Annotated in this window: 16 protein-coding genes; 8 read left to right on the forward strand and 8 right to left on the reverse strand. The window is 35.9% G+C overall.

Annotated elements, in window-relative coordinates; all coding sequences use genetic code 11:
* Positions 1 to 135: 135 nt before the first annotated feature.
* Positions 136 to 576 carry a type II 3-dehydroquinate dehydratase gene (locus A3H37_10485; protein ID OGL51284.1) on the reverse strand — a complete coding sequence of 147 codons (441 nt, stop codon included), beginning with the start codon at positions 574 to 576 and terminating at the stop codon, positions 136 to 138.
* Positions 577 to 781: 205 nt separating this feature from the next.
* Between A3H37_10485 and A3H37_10490 the strand changes: the two genes are divergently transcribed.
* Complete coding sequence (locus A3H37_10490) at positions 782 to 1,798, forward strand: 3-deoxy-7-phosphoheptulonate synthase (protein ID OGL51233.1); 1,017 nt, start codon at positions 782 to 784, stop codon at positions 1,796 to 1,798.
* Between the two features lie 190 nt (positions 1,799 to 1,988).
* Here A3H37_10490 and A3H37_10495 read toward each other — a convergent pair whose 3' ends face one another.
* The 3 genes from A3H37_10495 to A3H37_10505 all read right to left on the reverse strand — a co-directional run bounded on the left by A3H37_10495 (position 1,989) and on the right by A3H37_10505 (position 5,570).
* The gene (locus tag A3H37_10495; protein OGL51234.1) at positions 1,989 to 3,701 is read right to left on the reverse strand and encodes a hypothetical protein; all 1,713 of its coding nucleotides are present in this window, start codon (positions 3,699 to 3,701) and stop codon (positions 1,989 to 1,991) included.
* A 167-nt stretch (positions 3,702 to 3,868) separates the two neighbouring features.
* Positions 3,869 to 4,357, reverse strand: coding sequence for a hypothetical protein (locus A3H37_10500; GenBank protein OGL51235.1), 489 nt, complete (start codon positions 4,355 to 4,357; stop codon positions 3,869 to 3,871).
* Between the two features lie 19 nt (positions 4,358 to 4,376).
* Positions 4,377 to 5,570 carry a hypothetical protein gene (locus A3H37_10505; protein ID OGL51236.1) on the reverse strand — a complete coding sequence of 398 codons (1,194 nt, stop codon included), beginning with the start codon at positions 5,568 to 5,570 and terminating at the stop codon, positions 4,377 to 4,379.
* A gap of 96 nt (positions 5,571 to 5,666) precedes the next feature.
* Between A3H37_10505 and A3H37_10510 the strand changes: the two genes are divergently transcribed.
* Positions 5,667 to 7,214 carry a hypothetical protein gene (locus tag A3H37_10510; protein OGL51237.1) on the forward strand — a complete coding sequence of 516 codons (1,548 nt, stop codon included), beginning with the start codon at positions 5,667 to 5,669 and terminating at the stop codon, positions 7,212 to 7,214.
* On the opposite strand, the gene A3H37_10515 is transcribed toward A3H37_10510, so the two are convergent.
* Both A3H37_10515 and A3H37_10520 read right to left on the reverse strand, forming a co-directional pair.
* A complete protein-coding gene (locus A3H37_10515) occupies positions 7,186 to 8,910 on the reverse strand; it encodes a hypothetical protein (protein ID OGL51238.1) in 1,725 nt (574 codons plus the stop codon). The genes A3H37_10510 and A3H37_10515 overlap by 29 nt on opposite strands.
* Positions 8,911 to 8,913: 3 nt before the next feature.
* Positions 8,914 to 9,912, reverse strand: coding sequence for a hypothetical protein (locus A3H37_10520; protein OGL51239.1), 999 nt, complete (start codon positions 9,910 to 9,912; stop codon positions 8,914 to 8,916).
* 79 nt (positions 9,913 to 9,991) lie between these two features.
* Here A3H37_10520 and A3H37_10525 point away from each other — a divergent pair, with 79 nt between their 5' ends.
* Genes A3H37_10525 through A3H37_10550 form a run of 6 tightly spaced genes read left to right on the forward strand, consistent with a single transcriptional unit; the run spans position 9,992 to position 16,549 of the window.
* On the forward strand, positions 9,992 to 10,828 hold the full coding sequence (locus tag A3H37_10525; protein ID OGL51240.1) for a hypothetical protein: 837 nt from the start codon (positions 9,992 to 9,994) through the stop codon (positions 10,826 to 10,828).
* 9 nt (positions 10,829 to 10,837) lie between these two features.
* Positions 10,838 to 11,932 (forward strand): hypothetical protein, encoded by a 1,095-nt coding sequence (locus A3H37_10530; GenBank protein ID OGL51241.1) that lies wholly within the window; start codon positions 10,838 to 10,840, stop codon positions 11,930 to 11,932.
* Complete coding sequence (locus tag A3H37_10535; protein OGL51242.1) at positions 11,929 to 12,855, forward strand: hypothetical protein; 927 nt, start codon at positions 11,929 to 11,931, stop codon at positions 12,853 to 12,855. The genes A3H37_10530 and A3H37_10535 overlap by 4 nt, the downstream gene beginning before the upstream one ends.
* Positions 12,815 to 13,699 carry a hypothetical protein gene (locus A3H37_10540; GenBank protein ID OGL51243.1) on the forward strand — a complete coding sequence of 295 codons (885 nt, stop codon included), beginning with the start codon at positions 12,815 to 12,817 and terminating at the stop codon, positions 13,697 to 13,699. The genes A3H37_10535 and A3H37_10540 overlap by 41 nt, the downstream gene beginning before the upstream one ends.
* Positions 13,696 to 14,598, forward strand: coding sequence for a hypothetical protein (locus A3H37_10545; GenBank protein ID OGL51244.1), 903 nt, complete (start codon positions 13,696 to 13,698; stop codon positions 14,596 to 14,598). Before A3H37_10540 ends, A3H37_10545 begins: the two co-directional genes overlap by 4 nt.
* A complete protein-coding gene (locus tag A3H37_10550) occupies positions 14,579 to 16,549 on the forward strand; it encodes a hypothetical protein (GenBank protein OGL51245.1) in 1,971 nt (656 codons plus the stop codon). Before A3H37_10545 ends, A3H37_10550 begins: the two co-directional genes overlap by 20 nt.
* On the opposite strand, the gene A3H37_10555 is transcribed toward A3H37_10550, so the two are convergent.
* Both A3H37_10555 and A3H37_10560 read right to left on the reverse strand, forming a co-directional pair.
* On the reverse strand, positions 16,515 to 17,498 hold the full coding sequence (locus tag A3H37_10555; GenBank protein OGL51246.1) for a hypothetical protein: 984 nt from the start codon (positions 17,496 to 17,498) through the stop codon (positions 16,515 to 16,517). The genes A3H37_10550 and A3H37_10555 overlap by 35 nt on opposite strands.
* 3 nt (positions 17,499 to 17,501) lie before the next feature.
* Positions 17,502 to 19,541 carry a hypothetical protein gene (locus A3H37_10560; GenBank protein OGL51247.1) on the reverse strand — a complete coding sequence of 680 codons (2,040 nt, stop codon included), beginning with the start codon at positions 19,539 to 19,541 and terminating at the stop codon, positions 17,502 to 17,504.
* Between the last annotated feature and the right edge of the window lie 31 nt (positions 19,542 to 19,572).

A 19,572-nucleotide genomic window follows, 5' to 3' on the forward strand; every position in this document is an offset into this window, starting at 1 on the left:
AAAATGTAGAAACAGGTCTTCAGACCTGTTAATCTATTGAATAACTAACACACCTGAAGGTGTGTTTCTACATTTCCTGCTTAATATAAAAGTCGGTATTAAAAAAAACCTTGGCAATTACTATTCTTTCAAAAATTACTTTGATTTAAGATAATCTATTGCAGCGCTGAATGCGAGGATGTAAGACTTGCTTCCAAACCCTGTAATTGTTCCTACTGCAATATCTGAGATTAAAGATTTTTTTCTGAACTCTTCTCTTTTGAAGATGTTAGACAGGTGGGCTTCAATAAACGGGATTTTTGTGGACAGCAAAGCATCCCTGATACAGACAGAGGTATGGGTCAGTCCTCCGGGATTAAGTATTATGAAATCAATCTTTTTTAAGCCTTCCTGTATTGCATCCACAATTTCTCCCTCGTGGTTTGACTGAAAGAATTTAATATTCATTCCAGCCTCTTTGGCGATTTTTGAAAGAGATGAATTGATATCCTTGAGGGTTTCTTTTCCGTAAACCTCAGGCTCTCTTGTTCCTAAAAGATTTAAATTTGGGCCATGGATTACGAGGATGGTTGGCATAGGGTTTGAATCCTTCCTATATTGAGTAAATATATATTTTAAATAATACCAGCAGAGAACCTCTATGTCAAGCAATCTGATTTTTTCTTTACTTCTATCTTGACATCTTAAAACGATAAACTATTAGTATAAAACATTAAACTGAAAAATTAGTCTGTTGAGAAAGAACAGTAATTAGCAAAGGAACGGAAAAGGTAATAAAAAAATGATTATTGTAATGCGGTCTCATGCAAGTGAGGCAGAGATTGATGAGGTTATAAAAAAAATTGAAAAGATGCACTACAAAACTCACATAATCAAGGGGGTTGAAAGAACTGTAATCGGGGCTGTGGGCGATGAAAGGGGAAAAGAGAGACTCCAGTCTCTTGAATCAATGCCGGGGGTTGAAAAGGTTATGCCGATTCTGCAGCCTTATAAGCTTGCGGGCAGAGAATTCAAACACGATGATTCTGTAATAGATGTTGGGAATGTTAGAATTGGCGGCAAGGAAATAGTTGTAATTGCCGGACCCTGTTCTGTTGAAAGCAGGGAGCAGATAATAGAGTCTGCTGAAATTGTAAAAAAGGCAGGAGCAAAGATTCTGCGCGGTGGAGCTTTTAAACCAAGAACCTCTCCTTACAGTTTTCAGGGGCATGAAGAAGAAGGGCTTAAAATGCTTGCTATCGCCAGAGAGAAAACAGGGCTTCCCTTTGTTACAGAGATAATGGATACCGTAGATATTGATACGGTTGCAGATTATGCGGATATGTTGCAGGTAGGTGCAAGGAATGTACAAAATTTTGCCCTTCTTAAAAAACTCGGAAAGATAAAGAAACCGATTCTCCTTAAAAGAGGAATGATGACAACTATTATAGAATTCCTGATGAGTGCGGAATATATATTGTCAGAAGGAAACCCAAATGTCATTTTATGCGAAAGGGGAATAAGGACATTTGAGACAGAAACAAGGAATACCCTCGACTTAAGCGCCATACCTGTTATTAAGAGCAAAAGCCACCTTCCAATTATAGTTGACCCAAGCCATGCTATTGGCAACTGGAAATTTGTAGCGTCAATGTCAAAGGCATCAATTGCGGCTGGAGCTGACGGGCTTTTAATTGAGGTTCATCCAAGGCCTGAAGAGGCTTTTTCTGACGGGGCCCAATCGTTAAAACCTGAGAAGTTTTCAAGACTGATGGAAGAACTCAAGACTTTGATAATAGCCTGCAATAGAGCTTTCTGAAAAACCTGACTCCAACCATTATGAATAACGTCCCACCTCTGTCATTGCGAGCAAAAAGCGAAGCAATCTCGTTTTTTTTGAGATTGCCACGTCGCCTGCCTGCGGTAGGCAGGCTTACGCTCCTCGCAATGACACAAAAGGATAGTTTTTTCAGAGGTATGTAAGAAAAGTGGCTTATGTATCTGAGGCTTTACTGAACCTCTCGCCAGCTTATTATCTTTGGGGGTTGTGGGATTACAGTTTTTGTTGAACCGGGAAGGCCTGGGGGTAGATTATTTGCAAGCGCAGGGACCTGAAATAATGTAGGGCTCTTTATTCCCAAGTTTATATAATTTGATACAAAGGTTCCAGCCACATCATTCTTTTTGGCAGAAACTATTTCATTTTCTGCAAAAAAAGCTGCTGCTACAGTGAGGTCACTGTCAGAATCTTTTAAGGCTATTTCAATTTTATCCTTTGCAACAAATCCGAGTGTTTCTCCACCGGAGGTTGCGAAGGACTTGCTTCCTGAAGGCATGACACTGTTATGAACCTTTACCTTGCCTGAGCCTCCTGTTAAATCAGAATTTGCAAAAATTGTTGAACCAACAGTAGTTGTTCCATTTATAGTGGTAGGGTCAGTGATATAGGTTACAATGGCACCATCAGTTCCGTTTCCAATGTCCAAATTACCATCAACAGTTACTATTCCTTTTACTTGCAAAGTTTTTGAAGAATTGGTCCATGACATTAAATGCTGGTTTCCGTTGGAGTCTGTACGAGTTATAGTGAAATCTCCTGTACTCGTATTTGCAGATACAGTGGTTCCAGAATATTTTGATTCAATCTCACTCTTTTTTGCAGAAAGGGTTGAAGCTGCTCCATTAGTAAAATCTATATCAAGGCTTGGAATATGAAGGGAATTAGTTGTAAGCCAGTTCTCATATGAAACCCCTGAAGATATTTGGTCGCTCAGAGAAGGCATTTTTATCTGGCTTTGGTAAGATACTGGAATTGTATCATTATATACTCCGGATTTATCTGTAAAAACCTGATTAACATCATTAGGGTTCACATAACCATCTGTAATGTACACTCCATCCATTGTATCTTTGTAAGCAGTAGTTGCTTCAGGTGAACCAATCTTGGAGTCTCCTTCAAGCGATACCTTCCCGTGTTTTATCCTCAACACGCTATTCAGGCTCTGTGGAGAAGTTGCAAGGTCAGGTATTTTATCCAGCAAACCACTCACTAACCCATCATAATTATTTCCAATCCTTGCCTTTCCGCCCATCTCCAGTATTTCCAGGTCCACTGCTGTATCTGCATACCCAACTGTTTGCACTCCGCTTGCATTCTCTCCAAGAAGGTGAACAGAGCCGCTGATTATAACCTTTCCTTTAACCATTTTTCCTGCCTGTCCGCTTCCTGAGAAAATAGCATTGTTCCAGACAGAAACATCTTCCGGCATATATCCTTCAACCAAAACCTCAATTACCTTTTTTGCCCCAAACAGAGTGCTGCTTTCAGACCTGATATAAATTCTTCTGTTTGTGTCAACCGCAGGGTCAGGAGTTCCTGCTTCATCATTATCATCCTTTATTTTTATTACATAATTCCCTGATGATAAAAAACTTACCCAAGGATTTAGTGAAGTTGCTCCGGAAAGCAGGGACGTGAAGCTGGCATTTGAATTTGTCCAGCTCATAGTTGTTGTTTTTAGCTGGGCAAGTGCGTGCTGGATTCCGCTTTCAGCTCCATAGAAAGCCTTATTTGCTTCCTCGTGGTTATCGCTGACCTTTAGTTCAACTATATTAATTGTGATGGCAAGTGTAGCAAACAGGGTAAGCACAATCAGAATGACGAGTGAAGCAATTAGCGCTGCACCTTGGTTAGAAATTATAATCTGCTCCTTGAAACTCATAAAACCACCTCATAAGAGTAACCGAGAATCCCTTTTTGTCATTGCGAGCGACCGATAGGGAGCGTGGCAATCTCTTTATTTGCAAGAAAAATTATGAGATTGCTTCGTCGCTATTGCTTCTCGCAATGACATTCTTGATCAGCCTGTCATATGTTTTTCGACATTTTCTATAATTTCATTATATCTTCAAGCCTCAGTAGTTTCTTCTTAATCTCAATTCCAGATGAAAAACCTCCAAGGCTCCTGTCTTCTCTTATTACCCTGTGGCACGGGATTATGACAGGTATCGGATTTTTGCCTACTGCATTGCCAACAGCACGGCAGGCTTTTGGTTTTCCAATTTTTGCCGCAATCAACTTATATGTTGATGTACTGCCATAAGGTATTTCAAGCAATGCATCCCAGACCTTTTTTTCAAATTCTGTCCCGCTTAAAAAATCAAAAGATATAGAAAAGGTTTTCCTTTTCCCCTGAAAATATTCTTTTAGCTGCTTTAGACAATTTTTAAGCAAAGATGTTTCATATTTTTTTTCTATAACTTTCCATGGATTACCGTGAAGAGGTGAAATTGAAATACCACATATACCTTTTTCTGTTCCCTTAATATAAATCTTTCCAATAGTAGAGTTAAAACAGGTAAAATAAATTTTATTCATAATATTTTTTTAAAAACTATTAAAACAACAATTCGTTAAAAATAGAAAGAGGTCTTATTAAAAATGGTACTATATCATCTGACTGAAAATCAAGGTACACTAATTTCTCATCAAAAAAAGAGGCAAAAAAATCTCTTAGGGCTTCAATCCTTGATAAAGAAATATCAGGCCACCATTTGGGAATTCCTCTTAATCTTAAGAAAAGGTTTAAAAGATCACCCCAAAAAAATCTTCCCTTAAGACCTACCTTGTAAAATGTCTCTGAAGAGTCTACAGGCATATCATTGACGCTTTTGAAATATAAGAATGGCATGTCCACTCCTGAAAAGATAGAGAGAGGAAGAGAGCCCCAGAATCTTCCATTAATCTCAAGAAGATAAATTTCTCCATCTTTCCCTGTTTTGAACTCAAGCATGGCAGGGCCTGACCATTCAAGGGCTCTCATCAGAGGTAAAGCCTGAGTTTTCAAGGTATCATTTAGAGCTATGCTTTCTGCCAATGCACTTGGTCCTCCTATTGGCCTTGTCTGCCTTATCCGTTTATAGGCAAAAAGAGCAATTGGATTGCCATTCTTGAAGATTCCAGATATTCCAATGATTGTTCCTGCAATAAACTCCTGAACCAGGAGTTTATGAAGCCTTGTCTGAAAAACTTTAAGTTTTGATAATAATTCCTCTTCAGAATTTGAATAAATCGTATTACTTCCCCCAATGACTCTGTCTCCGATAATATCCGCACTGCAGCAAGCCTTTATCGCCACAGGGAAATTAATCCCTGCATTTTGAAGCAAATTTGATTGCCATTGATCATTATTCAGGAATATTGTTTTAGGTGTTTTAATGCCAAGGCTCTGGGCAAGTTTCTGGGTCTCAAATTTATTCATTGCGGTTTTGATATGCTTATCCTGAGCCAGAAAAGTCTTTGCCTTTAAGTCTGCCCTGTGCTCTGAGATTACTATGAGAGTCTTATCAGCTACTGGAATCAACATATCAGGAGAATAATTATCAATTGCTTTCTTTATATCTTTTAAGAATCTCTCTATGCTTTTCTTCGGGCTTGTATAGATAAACTTTTTCGCCACAGATTTTGAATAAAAACTCATATCTGTGGCTCTTTCTCCGCCAACTATTATTTCAAACCCTTTTCTTGCCAATGATCTGGCGACAGAGAGAGTCGCATAGGTGTTTGCATCAGTCAGTATTATTTTTTTCATGGCTTTTATTTGTAGTTGCAAAACATCCTGTTATAAATTAGATTTAATTATCTCAGATTAAGGTCTATTTTCCAAATATAAAATTTATCTCTTTTTATGAATCACTCTAACAGGCTTATAAAAAATATTCTTAGCAATTATGCAGGAGTTCTGATTCCTTCAGCAATCCTTCTCTTCCTTACACCATTCATGATTAAGAAACTTGGAGTTGCGGCATACGGAATCTGGATTGTTGCAAACTCTCTCAAATCCTATTTTCAGGTCATGGAGCTTGGCATCAGAACTTCAGTAATAAAGTTTATATCACAATACCATGCAGCAGATGAGAAAAAGAAAATTGAAGAACTCCTGTCCACTTCATTTTATGTGTTTTTGCTAATAGGAATAATCTCACTATTTGCATTAAAAATTATTGCCAATTTTTCTCCTGACATTTTTAAAATCCCTCCTGATTTTTCTCAGACAATAAAAACCATCATTGGTATTTTTGGGATAAATGTGGCTATTGTGTTTTTAAACAGAATCCTTGAAGGAGCTCTTGTGGGACTTCAAAGGTATGACCTCATAAGCCTCCTCAATATCCTCTCAGAAGCCCTGAATGCTGTATTGACGGTTTTGCTGCTCTTGTCAGGGTTTGGCATCATCTCTCTTGCTCTTCTCAGCCTGTTTGTAAGTGTTTCAGTTTTTTTTATACAATTAACTATCCTGAAAGCATATTATGGCTTTGGGATTAAACTCAGCAGATTCAGATGGCAAACTATTAAAAGCATCCTCGATTTCAGTTTTTTCTCTTTTATCCTGGAAATTGCTTCCAAAGTAACAGCCAAGATGGATAGCCTCATAATCGGGATATTCATGCCTGTAGCTGCAATAACTAATTATATAATCGGGGTGAAACTGGCAAGTATTGCTGAAAAGCTGACAGATCCCATGGTTGATATCTTCTTTCCCTTTTCCTCAGAGCTTTCAGCAAATAGAGACAGGGAGGGTCTTCAGAGATTATTGATCGAAGGCACAAGGAGTTCAGCCCTCATTGCCTTTCCACTGGTAGCGTTCCTTTTTTTATCAGACAGGGCTGCAGTAGCTTTATGGGTTGGAAAGGAATACCATAAAAGCGTTATAATACTTGATATATTTCTGATGATATCTGTATTTACAACTCTTGAGGCAACTGCAAGCAGAATTTTACTCGGGATTGGAAAATTGAGGTTTACCGCAGCAGTGTCCATTATTAGCACTCTTGTCAATCTGTTTTTAAGCCTGATTCTGATAAAATCCTTAGGCCTCAAAGGGGTTGCTCTTGGAACTTTAATCCCGCTTTCTATAAGCAGTTTATTTTTAGTAATCCCTTATACCTGTGCCATGATAAACCTGTCTGTAAAAGAGTTAATCAAGCGTTCCTTGATCCCACCGCTAATACCAATTGTTCCTGTTTTTTTCTTCCTGATTTTTTTAAATAACCTTTTAGGCCTTGAAGGCATTAATAAACTTTTTGTGAATGCCGCAGTAATATTCCCTTTTTATTTTATTATATTTTTTAAATTCTGCCTGTCAGGAGAAGAAAGAGGTTTTTATGCAGATATGCTCAGGGATTTTTTGAAAGGAAAGAGAATTTTCAGGTTCTTTTCAGGAGAAGGTTTTTAAAATATTTTTTGATGCAAACCCCAGTTTTGACTTTAGATAAAAATTCCAGAAACCCATCGGACCTGAATATCTCTACCCTTTTTAATTCAAAAAAATCATCCTGTGGTTTTACCATGCCCTGTTTTACAGAAAAGGCTGCTAAATACCCTGCCTCTTTTGCAACTCTTTTTGCTTCCTCATCGTATTTGCCATAGGGGTATGAAAAGAACCTTACTTCTTTACCAAGCTCTTTCTCTATTATTTGTTTAGAAAGAGTTATTTCTCTGAAGAGTTCTTTTTCAGAGAGCCTGTTGAGTTTTTTATGGGTCAGGGAATGAGATTCAAATTGTATGGTTTCTTCTTTTACCATACGAATATTATCAAATGATGCAAGAGGGTAAAGCGAGTCTTTATATTTTTCATCCCAGTCATTCCTTTTACCTGCTTTTTCCGCAACTATAAAAAATGTAGCTTCAATCCTGTACTTCGCTAAAACTGGCAGGGTATTCTCAAGAGTCTCCTTAAAGCCGTCATCAAAGGTGATGGCTACAGGCTTTGCGGGAAGAGGTTCTCCATTTTTCAAGAACTCAATGAGTTTATTCAGCGAAATGGAATTAAACCCACTTTGCTTTAGATAAAGCATCTGCTTTCTGAAAGATTCTCCGGGAATCGAGTATTCCTTAAGGTCCAAACCCCTTCCTTCTCCTATCCGATGATAGGCTAAAATGGGTATCATATTATTCTTGTATCTTAAAAGGTTATCTCCATTTTTTTCTGCCTCATTCTTTACACCTATCCAGAATGAATAGTCTAAGATAAACCTCAAAAGGGGAAAGCGGAAAAAACTTAACGGTAAGTGAATAGTTAAATTTATAAGCTCAAGTATAACTTTCAATAGAAAAGAACTATCATCAAGCCTTAATAGAAACTCCCTTAGTATCCTCTTTAGAAATGGACCTTTATGATATTTACCAAGATCATATTTCCAGATAGATTCAGGATGTTTTTTGCGCATAAGAACTGCAGCTCTTCCCTGACAGTGTGCTTTGGCAATGCTTTCTTTGAAACCTTTCTGATAGAGGTGATAACCGATTGCTTTGGGATTAAAGATGAATCTTCCTCCTGCTTTTTCAAAACGATATGCAAATTCTCCATCCTCATTTGCAATCCTTCCTAACTCATCATCAAACATTCCGAGTTCTAAAAAAATATTTTTTCTGATTGAAAAATTTCCACCCCTTACATCATTTGCACTAACAGTTTCATGATGCGTTGCCATTCGTTCGTATTCTCTTTTAAAAGAATATTCAAAAAAAGATGCCATTGGCTCCTTCAGAATACTCTCATCACTCCTTATATATCCTATTACTGCTTTTTTTCCTTTTTCTAAAGTATGGGATAAAAGATGTTCTTTTATTAATTCACTTGAAGCAACTATATCATCATCAAGGAAAAGAAGTATTTCTCCCTGAGCTTGAGTTGCTCCATGATTCCGTGCAGCGGAAAGTCCGGCATTCTTCTGTCTAACAAATTTGAAGTTATAAGAAGTTTTAATGGTGTTTAAAATCAAAGAGGTATCATCTGTGGAGCCATCATCTACAACTATTATTTCATAATCACACTTTTCCTGAGTTTGACCTAAAAGAGAATTTAAGATTTTTTTTAGGAACTGACTGCGGTTATAAGTCGGTATAATAACGCTTATTTTTATTGGCACTTTTCAAACTCCATTAATCAGATTAATAAAACTCTCTTTACTTCCGCAAGCTTTTCTTAGCCCCTTTAAATAGTAAAATTCCCTTGTCAGAACCTGTATTTTCCCAAACAGGGTCCCCTTTAGCCCCATCTTTAATGCTATTTGCATGAGGCTTTTTAAAAAATAAAAGTTTATGGATAAAAAATCTGGAAGTGATATAAAAAGTTTTTTAAAAAACATTATCTTTTTTGAATTCTGATAATATTTGGAAAACCTCAGTTGTTGTTTCATCTCACCATGCTTTAAATAGAATTTCAAATCAGCCTTGCCAACTGAAAAGAAATCCTCACAGTATTTTTTGAAATCCTTGTCATAATATTGATAACCTAAGGCTTTCGGGTTATATACAGGCGATACTCCTGATTTGAGAAGTCTTAAGGCAAGTTCCCTGTCCTCCTCTCCATAAGAATTGAATGTTTCATCAAATCCTCCTAACCTTAAAAATAACTTTTTGTCAATGGAAGCATTGGCAAAATATATATCTTTAAAGGAAAATTTATATCCTTCTTTTTCAAGTTTTGAAAATTGCTCATCTGACCATTTCTCCAAACCTGCTTTTAAGAAATTTTCAGGAGAGGAGGGATGTACTCCGATCTTTCCAAGGAGTATCATAGGTTCCTTGCGCTTATGCTGTGCATGCTCTGACAGGAGTTCTTTATCTGCTATTATATCATCATCAAGAAAGAGGGCTATTTTTCCTATTGCCTCCTTTGCTCCCTTATTTCGTGCTGAGGAGGCACCACTATTTTTCTGGTATAGAAACTTTAATCTAAAATCAGGAGAAAATTTGGCAAGTATCTCCATGGTATTATCAGTTGAGCCGTCAACTACTACAATTACCTCAAAAAGTTCTTTTCGGTATGTCTGCAGAGCGAGTGCTTCAAGAGAGGATAAGAGTATTTTCCCCCTGTTATAGGTAATTATCACCACAGACAGTAACGGTTCGGTTTTCAGGTCTGACATGGAGTTCATTTTTTTAAAAGTTGTAAAATCCTTTTTAACATATTATTATATTTTCAACTCTAATATTTCTTAAAAAATCATGTTTAATGTTGTTTCAGAAGAAGATATTTACCTCCACTTTGAAAAATTCTTTGCTGACAGAGAAGTACTCAGGAAGAGGATAAAAAACTGGATTCCTGAAAATTGTAACATCCTTCTTGACCTTGGCTGCAAGAACGGAGCTATTACCTATTCTTATTCCAATAGCTCTCAGCGGGTCATAGGCATTGATAAAAACTATAAATACCTCTCATCAATTGACAGGAAATATCCTGATATAACCTTTATCAATGGTGATGCCTCTTCTCTTCCGTTTAAAGACTCCTGCGCAGAGGTTATTGTATCAACTGAAATTCTACAATATATTCCGAAAATTGAAAAGATATTTTATGAGGCTTACAGAGTTTTAAAACCCGGAGGCATTTTCATTATTTCTTTACCTCAAAAAGGAATTCTTTCCAAATACTTAAAAATTTTAACTTACGATAATTTGAGAACTTATTTTAGAAAGGAAGGTAAAAATTCCAGAAAAGAGTTAAACTTTCATTTGCACTCTTTTAAAGATATTGAAAATCTCTCAAGAGATATGTTTAATGTTAAGGTGCATGAAGAAAAAGGGTTTCTGCTTTATCCGATTTCCTATGTCTTTATTGAGGTGTTAACCTGGTTAACCTCTGTGCTTTTGCCGGATACTAAAAAACAGGAAAGGAGTTTAATAATATTCTTATACAGTAAATTGTTATTTTCTTCCTTCAGACTTCTCTTCTGGTTCATTGGACTTTTGATGATTATTGATTCAAATTTAAGTTTCTGGAAATTTTCATATTCTCTCATCGTTTCGTTACAGAAAATATTGCCAGAAAAAGCTGGAGATTAAGAGGATAAATTGAAACTGAATCTTAAATATTTAAAGGGATTTATTGGATATAAACTTTTTGATGGAAAGGCTTTGCCTCCCTCATCCATCTCCTTTAATCTTACATCTAAATGCAATTTAAAATGTGAGATGTGCTGGCAATATAGAGATGGAGGAATTTTCAAAAAAGAATCTCCTCTGCTTTTGGAAGGAGAGATGGAATTTCAAGATTTGAAAAAAGTTGTAGACGATATTTCAGGTTCTTTAAAAAATATAACGCTCTGGGGTGGTGAGCCAATGCTTCACCCTGACTTTGCTCAATTTACAGGTTATATAAAAGAGAAAGAGAAATACTTAAATATAATTACTAATGGTTCCCTTCTTAAAAGATTTGCAAAATCTTTAGTAGAAATGAAAGTCAATAACATAGTAGTTTCTATTGATGGCCCTCAGGAAATTCATGACGAAATCAGAGGAGTCAAGGGGAGTTATCAAAGGACAATAGAGGGAATTGAGACAATCAAGGATTTTAAATATAATTATAGCGAAAACCTCCCAAGAATTGAGATAAACTTTACTATTTCAGATTTAAACTTTGACAGGGTTGCTGATACTGTAAAGATTCTTCAAGGGTTAAATATCAATTCCATAACCATTTCCCATCTCTGGTTTGCTGATAAAGATATGTATGAGAAAAATGAAAAAATTTTTAAAGATGAATTAAAAACAAGCTCTCCCTATTTTCATGCTTTTATCCGGGAAACTTCAGGGGTTAATTTAAAAATCTTAACTTCTGAAATAGCCAAGGTCAAAGAGACAAGATGGAAAATTCCTATTATATTTCTGCCAGATTTAGATAACAAAGAGATTTTTCAATATTACAGCAATCCCGGGAATAGCTTCAGGTTCATATACTGCCTTGTTCCATGGAGAACTGCATGTGTTCTTCCCAACGGGGATTTAACTCCCTGCGGTGACAGGCCTGATTTCATTGTGGGAAATCTTAGAAAAGAAAGGTTCAGCCAGTTATGGAATAATGAAAAGTTCAGGTCATATAGAAGAGCATTGAAAGGACACAAACTTTTTCCTATGTGCAAGCGCTGCTGTGAGTTGTTTCTCCAATGAAAAAAATATCTATAATAATAGCAACAAAAAACAGACCTCATCTTCTGAAAGAATCTCTTTCTTCAATTATCTCTAATACTATCCTGCCTGATGAGATGATTGTTGTGGACCAGGGAGACGGAAGCATGGCAGGGGATATAGTTGAGGCTCTCAAAATAAATTATAAGAACCTGCTTTATTTTAAAGATTCCCGTGTTGGAAAGTCAAAGGCATTAAATTTTGGAATCAGAAAGAGCAGAGGAGATATTATTGGCTTTACAGATGATGACTGTATAGTTTCAAAGGAATGGATTTCAAGCTTCAGGGCAGAGGCTGAAAGTTCTCCTGATTTTTCCGCTATTACGGGCAGGACTCTGGCTGAACAGGGATTTGAAACAAAAGAATTCTTAAATCTTGTAAGATCAGAGAAAAGAAAGGAGGCTGTGGCTCGCAAAAACCCGTGGGAAATAGGGTGCTCTGGGTGTAATATGTTTATCAAAAAAGAATTTCTGGTTAATATAGACTATTTTGATGAAGATTTTGGAAGTGGCGCCCGCTTTAAAGCTGCTGATGACGGAGATATAATTTACAGAATTCTCAGGGCAAAGGGAAAGGTCATCTATTCCCCAAGAGTCATTGTCTATCACAAGGCATGGCGTGAAAGGGAGGATAACATCAGACTGAGGTCTAACTATGCCTTCAGCCTTGGTGCATTTGCAGGAAAATACCTTTTCATGGGAGATGTCTATCCATGCTGGTTTGTTTTTTGTAAATTTCTGCAAAAAGCCAGAAGACTTGCAATAGGGTTTTTGGTTTTTGATAAAAACAGAATTTCAGATGGCTATTCTCATCTGAAGGGAATAGCCATAGGGTTTTTAAAAATATTGCTTTATAATTTTAAAAATGGAAGAAAAAATATCAGTAATTATCTGTACAAAAAATAGACCCGATGCTTTGGGTGTATGCCTGGATTCTATACTTGCCAATACACTTCTTCCCTTTGAAATTCTTGTTATAGACCAGAGTGAATTTCCGGATTCTAAGGAAATAGTCAGAAAGCTTGGAGGAAGGACTCTGCCTGTAATTCATATGGAAAACCACCTAAGAGGAGTTTCATCTTCAAAAAACCTTGGCATAAAATATAGCCATGGAAACATTATTGCCTTTACTGATGATGACTGCATAGCTTCAAAAAACTGGATTAAAAATGCAGTAAAGGAATTTTCAATGAATCAGAAAATCCACTGTATTGTCGGCAGGGTACTCCATCAGAGTACCATGGATGAAAGTATGGTATCAGAGGATGGAATGGAAGGACAGTTATTCCATGACAGAGTAAATCCCTGGGAAATAGGACCTTCAGGGGGAAATTTATTTATCAGGAAGACTGTTTTTGATAAAATTGGAATATTTGACCCCCTTTTTGGACCAGGAGAAATCTTTAAAAGCGCAGAGGATGCTGATATCATTTACAGGATATGTAAAGCTAAGATTGTTATAAAATTTTCACCCTCTGTAGTAATTGCCCATAACAGGCCGAGAAGCGGAGAGGCAAATGATGAAAGGATATTTCACTATGGTACGGGTCTTGGTGCTTTCGCGTTAAAGCATGTCTCATTTAATGACCTTCTTCCATTGAGAATATTTTTAATTAGATTTTTAACAGAACTAATAAGGACTTTAACAGGAGCTTTGCTATTGAAAAAAGAAATGGCAAAAACGGGATATTTGTGGGTTAAAGGATTTACACATGGCTTTCAGTTATTTCTGAAAGAAAGGAGAAAATGAAAGAACAAAAGCACATCACAATTACAGTAATTATACTCCATGGACATCCAAAAGGAATGCTCATAAAGTCCCTTGAATCTGTATTCAAGTCAACTCACAAAAGCTTAAAAATTGCAGTTATAGATAACGGTTCAAAAGATGAGTCATTAGGATTAATACAGAAGAATTTCTCTTCTGTTCAAATCCTCTCTTCAAGTAAAAATCTTGGAATTGCATCAGGAAGGAATTTGGGTTTGAGCAGATTATTAGATACAGAAACTGACTATTTTTTTTTAATGGATAGCGATATCATACTTCATGAGGAATGCCTTGAGGAATTATTAAAGGTGATGACATCTGATAGCAGGATTGGTATTACTGCTCCTGTCATTTTTAAAGAAGATGGCAGATTCCTTTCTCTTGGAGGGAGGTATATTAAATTTATGAGCCAGCCATTTTTGTTAGGTTATGGAAAAAAAAATTCAAAGAAGAGGATAAACTTTTTCAAAAAAGAAACTGACTATGTTACAGGGGCAATTTCACTCATAAGAAAAGATGTTTTTAAAAAAGCAGGGATATTTGATTCAAGGTTTGATCCATACGGGTTTGAGGATATAGACTGGTCAATAAGGGTAAAAAAAGCAGGGTATAATATTTTAATTGCAGGGAAAGCCTTTGCAACTCATAAAGGAGAATTTTCTTTCTTTAATCAAACTCCGGAAAAATTATATGAGACTACAAAGAAAAGATTCTTTTTAGCAAGGAAACATCTTCCAAATCTATTATTCTTTCTGGTGTTTTTACCGTTCTTTTTTTTGCGTGGAGTTCTTCTGACAACTATTATATATTTATTTAAGGGAAAATTAAACCTCATCAGAGCAACTGCTAAAGGAATGGCTCATGGTCTTGGAAAATTTTAGCAAAACCCAAAATAACTCTAAGTATCTGTTCATAATTGCTTTTGTTATATTTCTAATTTCCCTTTCCTCATTATACTTTACCCTTTCAGATATAGGAGCCGTTGTTGATGAAATAGGAACATACAGAAAGTCCTCAGTTTCTTTTGTCAACTGGATTGAAGTTGCTTTAAATGCTATCTTTAATGGAGACTTCAGCAGTTTCATCAGTAAGGAAGTAGTTGAGAAATATTTCCCAGATAAATATTTTTACCATCCACCTTTTTCAAATTTTCTTAGCGGCATAACATGGTATATTTTTCATGACTCTTTAGGAGAGTTCAAAGCATATCGTCTTGCACCTGCTATTCTATTTTCTATTTCCACATCCCTTCTTTTTCTCTGTGTTGCAAAGTACTATAGTGTTTTAGCCGGTATATTTACCTCTCTATCTTTTATATTTATACCACCTGTGTTTGGATATGCTCATTTATTTACCATAGATAGCCCTATTGCAATTATGTGGTTTTTAACTGCTTACTGCTTTTTAAGGGGAATTGAAAGCCCCATGTGGAGTGTTATTCTGGGAATTGTATGGGGTTTGAGCTTGAACACTAAAGTGCATGCCTATTTTATTCCTGTATCACTTTTTCTGTGGAGTTTCATATTTGCCAAGAAAAAATTTCAAAACAATTTTTTTTCAATGTTTTTTATAAGTCCGGTTGTTCTCTACCTGACTAACCCTTTTTTCTGGTATGATTTTGTTCACAAGTTTTTTATTTTTTTCAGAAAAATGACAACGAGAGAAACTTTTGAATTCATCCCTACTTCTTTTTTGGAAAGTATCTACGACTTTTCTCTCCCCTGGTATTATCCATTTTATATGGTATTGATAACAATCCCGCCATTGATTGTAATATTTTTTCTTTCAGGCACTTTAATTTCTTTAGGCAGAGAACCTTTTTCTCTTCTTAAAAAAGATAAAGAAGAATCGGGTATTGGTTCTTTCTTTATTTTGAATGCTCTCGTTCCTTTGATTCTGACTGCCCTGCCTGTAACCCCTGATTATGACGGAGTAAGGCTTTTTTTGCCAGCATATTACTTTCTCGCTGCCCTTGCTGGAGTTGGTTTTTATTATTTGGAAGGGGCGATATTGAGATTCAATCATGGGAGAATGGCATCTGTTGTGATTCTGCTGATATGCCTTTTGCCTTCAATCTATTCTCTTATCTCCATCCATCCTTTTGAGCTTTCCTATTACAACAGCTTTATTGGAGGGGTAAAAGGCGCTACAGAGTCAGGATTTGAGACCACTTACTGGAATGATGCTTTTACACCAAGGGTTGCTTCAGACTTTAACCAGTTATTTAAAGGGAAAATCTTTTCTAAAAGAAATGGTTTGTATATGAGTTTTGATTATTACCATAGCTTGGGTATTCTGAGAAAAGACATAAAATATTCTGAAGCAGATTATGATTATTATATTTTGTATTTCAGGCAGGGGTGGTTTAATGAAGAAGATTGGATGTATGCAAAATATATGAGTCCTGTGTATACTGCGGAGGTTGAAAGAACTCCGTTGATTTCTATTTACAAACCCATCCCTTTTTTGGCCATGCAGATTTCCTCCCTGAATTCAAATATCCCCTTTATGAAGAGGAATTTCGTAGGAGTGTTAAATTGCCTTCTTAAGGTTTCTAAACGAGGTATCTATAAGTTTGGTATACTTTCAGACGGAGAATTCAGTTTATCAATAGATGGATACAAAATTCTAAGCCATGGTTCTGTAGGAAAAAAATCTTTCAAAGAAAAAGAGGTTAATTTAGCCACAGGGTTTCATACCTTGGATATAGAGAGCAGAGATTTAAACAATTTTTATTTAGCATGGCTTACTCCTGATGGCTCAAAAGGACTTATAGGGCAGAAGAATCTTTTAGCTGTTAAAGCCATCCCTCATTCATATACCAGGCAATAGTTTCCTTTATTCCTGCTTCAATACCTGTTTTTGGGTAATATCCAAGCTCTCTTTTGGCTTTTTCAATGTTGGTATAGTGAGACTTTGTAAAAAACATAAGCCTTCTTCTTGTAAGGAGTGGAGCAGTTTTTAAAAGCCCTGAGATTTTTTCAAGGCTATATGCCATCAGGTAGAAGAGAGAATAGGGAATGAGAGGAGTTTTAAAAACCCTCCTTCTAAGATTTTTTGCTATTGTTTCAAACAAGACCTTGACACTGACTTCCTCAGGTCCGCCAATATTATAAATTGAAACACCATTTTGTTTCATTAAAGAAGCCAGCACTATTCCTTCAGCAGCATCATCAATATATGTTGGGAGAAAAACAGCTTCCCCTTTTCCGGGAATAAAAGCCATGCTCTTCATGATTGTATTAAAGAGAGGGAGTTTCTGCCTATCACCGGGTCCATAGACAAAGTCAGGTCTTACTATGGTAAGAGGAAGCCTTGACTCTTTTGAGGTTTTAATGAGAAATTCCTCTGCTCTGATTTTCGAGCCCTCATATGCACCCCGCGCTGAATACTCCTCTTCCTCTGTCACAGGATAATTCTTCCCTATCCCGCACACACCGGGGGTACTGCAAAATACGAAATGTTTTACTTTTTCTTTTAATGCCTCTAAAATTAAATTTTTAGTCCCTGTAAAATTTACTTTATAGAGCTCTGCTGGAGTTGTATTCCAGTCTTCCATCTTCCCTGCCAAGTGAATCACAATGTCTATCTCTTCAGCAGAACCCTTCAGAGAATCCGCATCAGTAACATCACCTGTTCTGAAAGAGATTTTCCCCAAACTCTCCCTGAGCCTGTTTTTTGTTCTTGAAAGGATTACTACTTCATGACAGGAGCCAGCCAGCTTTTCTGCCACTCTGTTTCCAATAAAACCTGAACCACCGGTTACTAATATCCTGCTCATTTTTTATAGAGGCTTTAAAATAACTTTTTCTATTAGAAGATTCTTTTTGGAGACTTTTTCCCTTTTTCCATCAGGTTTTTCCCAGAATAGACCTGATGGAAAAATACTGTTTCTGGAAATTTTAACAGATATATTTATAAAATGATATCCTGTGTCAAACATTATCCCTTTTTTATAAAAGCTTGAATTGTTTATTCCTCCATCTGGCTGGAAAATTTTCTTTTCGTCTATTTCCATCTCTAATCCCTCTCCAGAAAAAGCTAAAATATAGTTTCCATTTTGTGATATTTTCAGCAATCCTTTCACTTCAAGAGACCATTTTTCATTCTTATCCCTTTTTGAGAAAAGCTCTGTCAAAATATCTTCCCTGAAAAAAGGAGTTTTTTCGCTTGGTAAAAAAGAAGCAAGGGTTGAATCCTCGGTTACGTAATAGAGAACTCCTTTTTTATTTTCTCCATTCCATTCCATAATTGGATAAAGATAAGGATATTTGGATTTGTGGTAAAGGAGTGTTTCCAGTTGAGGCCTGGACTTCATCTCCAGATTGCTGAAATAAATAAAGCTTGCTTTCTTTTTTAAAGCAAACTTTACCAGTTCATCAACTGAGGACACTAAAGGGATTTCCCTATATCTTACACCCCCATAAAAAGTTATATTAGGAGAACGGCAGATGAGTAGATTATCTTCATGTGAGATAAATTTTAGAAAGTCTCCAAAATAAAGAATTTCTGTTGGAAGCCATGATGCTCTCTTTTGATTAAAAGCTATTGCATCTTTAGAAGAGTAGATAATAAGAAGCAGAAAAGCTATTATCCTTAGAAATAAAAAGGATTTTTCGCTCAAGTGTTTGTTAAAAACATTTAAGAAAAGATGAGCTGCAAAATAGATAAAAAATGGAATAAGGAAAATAAAATATCTGTCTTCATAATGGATAAAAAGCATAATTAAATAGTAGCTTGCAGCAAATAGGAAAATAAATATCTCTTTTTTTGAGAGTTTGCCACCAATTGCTCCAATAAGAAAGTATGCTATTCCTAAAACTGTGACGTACTTTAAAGATTGAGAAAAGAGCAGTGAATTTATCTGATTGTTAAAATGAGAAAAAAAATGTTCGAGGAGTTTGTATGAAAAGGATACAGGATTATAAAAAAAAACATCTGATGCTGAATGAAAATTATCTGCCAGGTATTGCCAGTAAAAGTCCTTATTAATATATCCTTCATATATAAAATCATAAGCGAGATTTCTGTAGGAGCGGTTAAAAAAGGGATTACCCGTTTTAAGATATAAAAAGATATGCCATGGGGCTATTGTCAAGAAAAAGGAGGCAAGATAGAAGCTGAGCTTCTTGGTTTTTTCCCTGAATCCTTCCTTTTCTTCATCCAGAAAGAAGAGATATAGAATTACAGGGAGGAGAAGAAAAATTCCATTATATCTTGTGAAATATGCATAGCCTGAGAAAAAACCTGCGAGTAAAAGACGATAGGTTTTTGAAACCTTCTCCGTGCAGAGAGAATTTATTGCTGCAAAAACAAGAAAGAGAAAAAACATGTCAGTTCCAACTGTATAGCTTGAAATAATGAAAAAATTATTTGCCATGGTTCCTAAAATTATTAAAATTCCTGTTAATGGATTAAAGGAGCTGGAGAAGATTTTGTAGATTAAAAACAGAGAAAGGGCTGAGAAGATTACAGAAATGATTTTCCCTGATACAAAAATATCTCCTGTTGCAAAAGTAACCAAAGCTAAAATAAAATGATACCCTATCCCTTTTAAATCATAAAATTCTATTGACCAGAGGTTACCATTTAAAATTTTTTTTGCATCAGGTGCATACCAGTTATAAAAATCATGCTCTACATTCATTTGCTGACCAACAGGATAGTGGTAGTATGAATAGGTTGCTATTAATAAAAAATAGATTAATATGAAAGCTAAAGCTATAAAGTTAAAAAATTTTGTTGAAAACAGGGGGATAGTTTTTCTGTGATTTTTATCCATATTTAGGTGATACCCAAGATTTTTCAAAGTTATCAGAGGCATTAGTATTTGTCAAATAGGCAGGAGGAGGAAA

It is taken from the genome of Candidatus Schekmanbacteria bacterium RIFCSPLOWO2_02_FULL_38_14, assembly GCA_001790855.1.
In the GTDB taxonomy this organism is placed as follows: Bacteria; Schekmanbacteria; GWA2-38-11; order GWA2-38-11; family GWA2-38-11; genus 2-02-FULL-38-14-A.